The sequence below is a fragment of the Pullulanibacillus camelliae genome (assembly GCF_014642655.1).
Classification (GTDB): domain Bacteria; phylum Bacillota; class Bacilli; order Bacillales; family Sporolactobacillaceae; genus Pullulanibacillus; species Pullulanibacillus camelliae.
In genome coordinates, this window is record NZ_BMIR01000043.1 from 1 (window position 1) to 5,585 (window position 5,585).

7 protein-coding genes and 1 pseudogene are annotated in these 5,585 nt (G+C 40.3%); 2 read left to right on the forward strand and 6 right to left on the reverse strand.

What is annotated here, in order from left to right:
- Window positions 1-248: 248 nt before the first annotated feature.
- Window positions 249-1,130 (forward strand): LysR family transcriptional regulator, encoded by an 882-nt coding sequence (locus IEW82_RS19760; protein ID WP_188699099.1) that lies wholly within the window; start codon window positions 249-251, stop codon window positions 1,128-1,130.
- Between the two features lie 17 nt (window positions 1,131-1,147).
- Complete coding sequence (locus tag IEW82_RS19765) at window positions 1,148-2,365, forward strand: MFS transporter (protein WP_188699101.1); 1,218 nt, start codon at window positions 1,148-1,150, stop codon at window positions 2,363-2,365.
- 161 nt (window positions 2,366-2,526) lie between these two features.
- Here the strand turns inward: IEW82_RS19765 and IEW82_RS19770 are convergent.
- The 6 genes and pseudogenes from IEW82_RS19770 to IEW82_RS19795 form a co-directional block, all read right to left on the reverse strand.
- A pseudogene (locus IEW82_RS19770) lies at window positions 2,527-2,822 on the reverse strand (YnfA family protein).
- A 236-nt stretch (window positions 2,823-3,058) separates the two neighbouring features.
- Complete coding sequence (locus IEW82_RS19775) at window positions 3,059-3,202, reverse strand: hypothetical protein (protein WP_188699103.1); 144 nt, start codon at window positions 3,200-3,202, stop codon at window positions 3,059-3,061.
- A gap of 199 nt (window positions 3,203-3,401) precedes the next feature.
- Window positions 3,402-3,563, reverse strand: a complete 162-nt coding sequence (locus tag IEW82_RS19780; RefSeq protein ID WP_188699105.1) for a hypothetical protein — start codon at window positions 3,561-3,563, stop codon at window positions 3,402-3,404.
- Between the two features lie 376 nt (window positions 3,564-3,939).
- Window positions 3,940-4,161, reverse strand: coding sequence for a hypothetical protein (locus IEW82_RS19785; RefSeq protein WP_188699108.1), 222 nt, complete (start codon window positions 4,159-4,161; stop codon window positions 3,940-3,942).
- A 49-nt stretch (window positions 4,162-4,210) separates the two neighbouring features.
- Entirely contained in the window at window positions 4,211-4,921 is a 711-nt protein-coding gene (locus IEW82_RS19790; RefSeq protein WP_188699109.1) for a metallophosphoesterase family protein, read from the reverse strand.
- Between the two features lie 27 nt (window positions 4,922-4,948).
- A complete protein-coding gene (locus IEW82_RS19795; RefSeq protein ID WP_188699111.1) occupies window positions 4,949-5,407 on the reverse strand; it encodes a YrvL family regulatory protein in 459 nt (152 codons plus the stop codon).
- Window positions 5,408-5,585: the final 178 nt, after the last annotated feature.

The window sequence follows — 5,585 nt, forward strand, 5'->3', positions numbered from 1 at the left end:
TCTACGATGTATTTGCTCTGGTAGGCATACATTTATGATAGAGTGCCTCTTCTTTTTTGGCTAGGATTTTGTAGAAATACCACCGAGAACTATTTTACACATACAGATTCCCCCTCCTCATTTGCTTCTTGATTTATGGTTTGATCATTAATAACTATAATGCATTAATGTTATGCAAAATAACAATTAGAAGTTATATAATTAGGGGAGTATTATAAATATGGGATTAAAACAAAAGAGGTCATGCCATGGAATGGGATCAAATTAATTATTTTAAAGCAGTAGCAGAAAGTCAGCATATGACCCAAGCAGCCAAGCGTTTGGCTATTTCTCAGCCGGCCCTGAGTCGGTCCATTGCTAAGCTTGAAGAGGAATTAGGTGTTCAACTGTTTGATCGCAAAGGTAGAAATGTGTATTTGAACAGATATGGAAAAATGTTTCTAAATCGCGTGAATCAGTCCATCAAACAAATTGAACTAGGGAAACAAGAAATATGGGATGACATCCATCCTGATTATGGGACTATTTCATTATCCTTCTTACCTTCACTCGGGATAAGTTTTGTTCCAGAAATTTTAAGCGCGTATCAAAAGCAACATGCAAACGTTAAGTTTCAGTTGAATCAAGCCTCAAACGGGCAAATTGTAGATCAATTAAAATCAAGACAGGTTGATCTTGCACTGATTACATTGCTTCAGGAGGACATGGCAATCCATTGGCACTCCCTCTTAACCGAGGAACTCTTTTTAATTGTTTCAAAGGACCACCGGCTCTCCACGCATGAGGAAATTGATCTCAAACTGATTGAAAATGAACCGTTTATTTCTTTTAAAGATGTCAATGAGCTGCAAACCATCATTAATCATTTATGTAGAAAGGCTGGGTTTTCTCCACATGTTGTGTTTGAAGGACAGGACATTGGTACGGTTTCGGGGTTAGTTGGAGCAAAATTAGGTGTGTCTTTAGTCCCTGATACCCCCTTTCTGGATAAAAGTAAAATTAAACTGATACGTGTAAAGCACCCAGTCTGTCAACGAAACATTGGCATGGCTTGGTTAAAAGAGAGTTATATGTCACCTGTAGTGAAGGCATTCATAACGTACATTCATCATTTATTTCATACCGATTAAAGGAGTATTCAGCAACAATGAGTTATATTCAACGCGGCACACTCGCCTTTAAACTTGCTTCATTCGCCTTATTCGCAGGTGGATTCAGTACCTTTGCTATACTATGGGCAACCCAGCCATTACTTCCTGATATCGCAAAGACTTACCATATCTCACCGGCAGCATCCAGCCTAAGTCTATCATCAACCACAATTGCCTTATCCATAAGTCTTTTAGTTGCTGGTTCGCTTTCTGAAGTCTTTGGCCGCAAACGGATTATGACATTGTCTTTAATCCTCTCTTCAGTTTTTTCAATATTAACGGCTTTTTCACCTAGCTATCATCTTCTAATTTTAGGGCGAATTCTTCAAGGCATCTCTTTAGCCGGACTTCCGGCTGTCGCCATGGCTTATTTGGGTGAAGAAATAGATTCCCGCAGCTTAGGGATGGCCATGGGCCTTTACATTAGTGGAAATTCCATCGGAGGGATGACGGGGCGGATCATCAGTGGCATTTTAACTGATTATTTCAATTGGCATATTGCCTTAATAGGCATTGGGGTACTGAGCCTCCTTTCTAGTTTTATTTTTTGGTTGATTTTACCTCAATCTACCCATTTTAGACCACAAAGGTTTAATGTCAAACAACTCAGTCGTTCTTTATTAAGCCAATTTAAGAAGCCTGGTCTTATTTACTTATTTCTCATTGGTTTTTTATTAATGGGAAGCTTTGTTTCCTTATATAACTACATTGGCTTCCAATTGATTAAGCCGCCCTATTCACTAAGCCAGACCTTAGTCGGTTTTATCTTCATCGTTTATATCGTGGGAACATTTAGTTCAACCTGGATGGGAATGCTGGCTGACCAATACGGGAAACGACGAATATTACAGCTGTCATTATTCATCCTATTAATCGGCGTTTGCATCACTTTAGGTGCAAATCTTTGGCTTAAAATATTAGGAATAGCCATCTTCACCTACGGTTTCTTCGCCGGTCATTCGATTGCGAGTGGTTGGGTTGGAAAAGCCGCTAGTCGTGATAAGGCTCAAGCCTCATCCTTATATTTATTTTCATATTATGCCGGCTCCAGTATTGGCGGGACCGTAAGCGGCCTATTTTACAGTCATTTCGGCTGGATTGGTGTCGTCGCCATGATTGTCATATTAGCGCTTGTTTCCATCTGTGTCTCGATACGCTTAGGCAGCATTGTCAAACATCAATCAAGCGTGTCCAATGGTACAGGGATTTCATAACCATTTCAGAGCAGCAAAAAGCTCCGCCAAAATGAATAGATCGGCAAATATTTTTTACAAAAAGAAGAGGATAGCTGAACAGGGACGAAACACCTGTATTCAGCTATCCTTTTTGCTATAACAGCTGCCCTGTTACAAACAGCTTCCTAATGGCGCGGTGCTCATAAGATGACGGCGACACCGCTCAGACAGATTAGAGCGCCCAGCCAATCATAAAGATCGGGGGTTCATCCCCCATCCCCATAACACGGACAGTAAAATAAACACCCCACCATAAGTCGCATACACGCGACCAAACGATGGAAAAGTTTGAAAGGTTGCGATCACACCGTATAAAGCCAATGCCAGGCCACCGAAGATTCCCCAATAAAAAGGATAGCCCTCCCTTAGCCATAGCTAAATCAAATAACCTCCACGCTAAGCCAGCAAATATAAACAAGAACAGCGCATATAAAATAAAGACCACATCCCGACACCATAACAAGTTAATTAAATTATAGCTTAATCTATTAAGGGAATCATTCTTCGTATTCCAATTCAATGACCTCCACTTGTGAATGTTATTTACTGAGGGAGACTATTTTAATCACTTTAATGTTTTATATTTTGATCCGATGTTCCACTTTCTCCCTGCCATTTCATTTTTTTATTCGATTCACTATTGATCGGCAGGGTAAAATTCCCGTTTCCTTCCTAACCAAACACATCAAGAAATTGAATTTTAAGTGGATAATTTTTCGGGAGACCATTATAGCGACAATTAAAAATGATGTCGCCCAAGCACAGTACCCATCCAACTTTCAATAGACGTCTTACTGCTTTAAATTGCGGTTTCATTTCAGGTCTCCCCTTCCACGGTCGTTTAACTCATATTAACACTATGCTTCTGCTTATTGTTGAATAAATAGACCGTCCTTAAAAAATTTCACTATTAATTTTTCCCATATAAAAAGGCCATCTTCTTCTGGAAGATTGCCTTGTGTCTTTGATGATATTTTGATTCCTACATCCTGTACAAGCTATACCCTCAATTTTACTACTTTCTCTTTTCCTTAACCGATAAGACGGTCACCCCTGTACCATATTCTAACCGAATCGTTTTGCGAACGTCCGCAGGTGTTCTTGCAGTAACCGGTCGCACTTGCTTTTGTCCGTCGACTTCCATTTCTGCAACGAAGCATTTTGCACCACATCTCATATGGATCCCTCTCTTTTGAGATGATTAACCAATGGTAATCACACCTTGATTCTATGTGATATTTCCAAGGGGTGTTTCATCTGTCAGACTGCAACCTCTCATATAAAAGCAAATCAAAGCACTTTCCAGACAGCTATGCCTCAGTTAGCTCTTCTCAATTTTCGCTTATAAAATGTGTTCAATTGATAAGCTTAGTTTATAGTTCGCATACTTTAGCACATCTTGTTCCAAAAATTGATTGAGTTCTTGGTTGGAACCATCCCCAAACTCACTTTGTGCAAAGACCTGATCTTGTTTGGGAGAAACTCTAGACAGGCTTATTTTTCTTCTGCTTTTAATTTATCGATGTATTGTTTCGCTTCAAGCAATGAGAAGCCTAGTAACTCACGAGTCCGCTTGACTGCTTTGACCTCTTTTCCCTCATTAAGTAATCCGCGTAATTCACTATATTTACCGCTTCGTTAGCCATCGTATCTTGTTGTGTCATCCGGTCCAATGTATACTTCATACTTTTAACGCGGCCTTCAAGTCTAAAAATAATTACAAGTAAATAAAGACAAATGATTAGAATCAGTAAATCTATCATATTAAAAGCCATTAAAACTACCTCCTTTTAATATGATACGATCGTCTTACACTACTGAATTTTAAGGCCCTTCGTTCGGCGGATTCAAAATGTGGTCAGCAAACTCACTTGCCATTGGCACACCGGATTGGCGGATGTGTTCAGCTGCAGCATGAACATCATAGTCTGTCTGGCGCAAGTCAACATGAGGACCAAGTAAAGCCCAACAGGCACCTTTTGCAGCACTTTGCAGTCCGACACTACCAGCATTAATAATACGCTTATCACATACCATTCTATCAAACTGGACGTGTGTATGCCCGCAAACAAGTATCGCTTGTTTGACAGACTGAATCATTGGTTCAATTTCTTGCTCGGAGGTAGCTTTGCGAATCGCTTCTTCATCACTTCGCGGTGAGCCATGGACAAATAAAACCTCCCCCATTCCATCTATCGTCAGACTCACTTGCTTTTCTAAATGATTTAAAAAGGCAATTTGCGACGGTGTCAATTGATCTGAGCACCATTGATTAATCGTTGCCACCCACTCATCCAGTCCTTGTTCCACGCCATAGCGCTCTCCGACCTCTCTATCAGCATTTCCCTTTATAAAATGCACGTTCCCTTTAAGAGCCATCACCCGTTCCATCACTTGTAAAGGCTGTGGTCCCCAAGCCAAATCACCGCCGATAACAATGGTATCAACATCACAGCTTTGAATGTCTTGCAATACAGCATTTAACGCAGCGACATTGCCATGAATGTCATAAATCGCAGCAACCCGTTTGACCATTTTTACCCCCCTCGCCTTTATACGCAATCAACTTCCAGGTTTTACTTTTTTCTCATCCAATGCCACATCAACCATGAAGAGGAACAGAGCCGCAAGAAGCTCCGCTGGCCAAGGAATCGTTATTTGATTCAGCCATTCATCGACTTCATGTAGCGCTAACCAAGTAAAAGAGCAATCGATCGCCATTCTTATGATGAATAAAGAATATTTTCCTCTTACATAATGAGCAAATAATCCAATAAAAGCAAGCGCACAGACATCTAAAAGGGAGCCAATAAGAAGGAAAAAAATCACAAAGCCTATCAGAACATAAGAAGACGTATAGTCCACTCCAACTAAACGAAAAAAGCCCGCAAAGCCGAAGAAAAACAACCCTAGAACCCAAGTGATCACTAGAATGCCAAGGAGTATCAAGGCCACGATGACGACGCCTTTTTCAAATCTATTCAAATGGAGAAATGATGTCTGATCATTCTTTCTTTTCATAATGGAACAACCTTTATACTCATCTGTCACTATACTATAATAGATACAGATCATTCACAACAAAGATGTTAAATTTGTTTGTGTCAAACTTTTCTCGGTACCCTATTCATCCCAGTATTTCTGGCACTCTAAATTTGTACGCTTTTCCAGCTACCGCGCGAATGTCTTCGCTTGGTTC